Annotated in this window: 1 protein-coding gene; it reads right to left on the bottom strand. The window is 76.7% G+C overall.

The annotated features are described in order from the left end of the window. Window positions 1–612 precede the first annotated feature (612 nt). Window positions 613–1,572 carry a DMT family transporter gene (locus tag IH13_RS0114035; RefSeq protein ID WP_031084341.1) on the bottom strand — a complete coding sequence of 320 codons (960 nt, stop codon included), beginning with the start codon at window positions 1,570–1,572 and terminating at the stop codon, window positions 613–615. Window positions 1,573–1,707 lie beyond the last annotated feature (135 nt).

The raw sequence follows: 1,707 nt of genomic DNA, 5'->3' as shown, positions 1-1,707 counted from the left end.
GCTCAGAGATGTGTATAAGAGACAGTCTGGGTGCCGTGGGCGGCGAGGACCGCTCCCGTGCCGGCCCGGAGCACGAGGAGCCCGAGATCACGTCGGTTGAAGGTGGTCATGGCTGTCTCCCGTCGACGGGGAACGAGCGGAGGGTTCCGTACGCGACCCACTGTGTGCTCACCCGGGTGGCGGGGTGCGGTGGTGTTGGGCCATTCGTGGACCGCCCGTGCGGTGACCGGCCGGAACGGCTCGGGCGGAGAGACGTACGTCGTTGTGCAACGTGTCGCACACCGTGCTGCGGCTGTTCCGCGACCGGCACCACGGCACCGCGCGTGAGGGGAACCGGATGCGTCCTGCGACCTGATCGACGACGCGGGGCTGTGTCTCACGGTCCGCGGCGGGCGGGGGCCCTGGTGGTCGAGACGATCGCCCTGTGCGCGGGCCAGGAACCCCGGCGCGGACCGTACGAGGAGCTGGCGGCCACCGGTCGCCCCGTGCATCTGATCGGCGGCGCCGACGTGGCCGCCGGACTGGACATCGGTGACCTGGCCGGGACGGCACCGGCCGCACCTCCGGTGCCCTCCCGGCGACGCGGTGGAATCCGGCCGAGCCGGACCCGTCTCAGGGCCCCGGGACCGCCTCGGCGCGCAGTGGAAGGGCTTCGGCGGCACGGGAAGCGCCGGCGGCCGGGCCGGAGGGGGCGGCCCGGGGCGCCGGCCGGTCCGCGACCGCGTGGGCTGGGGCGGCGGGGGAAGAGGTGCGTTCCTGTGCCCGGCTGAGCAGGACCACACCACGCGTGGCGGCCACGGCTCCGGCCAGCGCGGGGACGACGCCTGCCGCCCCGCTCCGCAGGTGTTCACCGAGCAGCGCGACGCCGATCACGGCCGCCGCGACCGGGTTGGCGAGGGTGACCACGGCGAGCGGGGCGCCGAGGCCGCCCCGGTACGCGGTCTGGGAGAGGAGCAGCCCGCCCAGGGCGAAGGCGGAGACCAGCAGGGCCACGGTGACGAGCCGCCAGCTGAGCAGCGGGCCGGAACGGTCGGTCGTGGCGACGGTCAGGGTCTGGGTGAGGGCAGAGGCGACCCCGGAGGCGAAGCCGGACGCCGCCGCGTGCCGGAGACCCGGGCGGGCGCCGGGACGGCTGAGGACGGCGACGAGCGCCATGGTCACGGCGCCCACCGCCAGGGCCTCGGCGAGGCTGAGCGTGTCGTGCGGGGCCGCGCCGCCCGCCGCCGGCAGAAGGGCGCCGAGTCCGAGCAGGGTGAGCACCGTCCCCCGCCATTCGGTGCGGGTGACCCGGCGTCCGGCCGCGTGGGCGCCGAGCGGGACGGCGACGACGAGGGTGAGCGCGCCGAGCGGCTGGACCAGGGTGAGCGGCCCGTACTTCAGGGCGGCGACGTGGAGCAGCGCTCCGGCCGCGTTCAGCCCCACCGCCGACCACCAGGCGCCTCGGCCCAGCAGTCGCAGCACCCCCGTGGAGGGGTCGGTACGGCCGGCGAGGCGGGCCTGGGCCACCGCGGCGGCCGCGTAGGCGCCCGCCGACACCAGGGACAGCGCGACGGCTATGAGGGTGGCGTTCATCGGCCCGCCCCGGAGCGTGCGGAGGCACGCGGGGCCGGAGCCGGGCGCGCCCCGGGAACGGGGGTCCGGTCGGTGTGGCCCCGGGTCGTGTACCCCGTGGCGGGGACCGGCAGGGCGCGTTCCCCGACCACGGCC

Source organism: Streptomyces sp. NRRL WC-3549, assembly GCF_000721935.1.
Classification (GTDB): domain Bacteria; phylum Actinomycetota; class Actinomycetes; order Streptomycetales; family Streptomycetaceae; genus Streptomyces.
The sequence above is the reverse complement of the archived record's forward strand: the minus strand, read 5'-3'. Positions and strand labels throughout refer to the sequence as shown.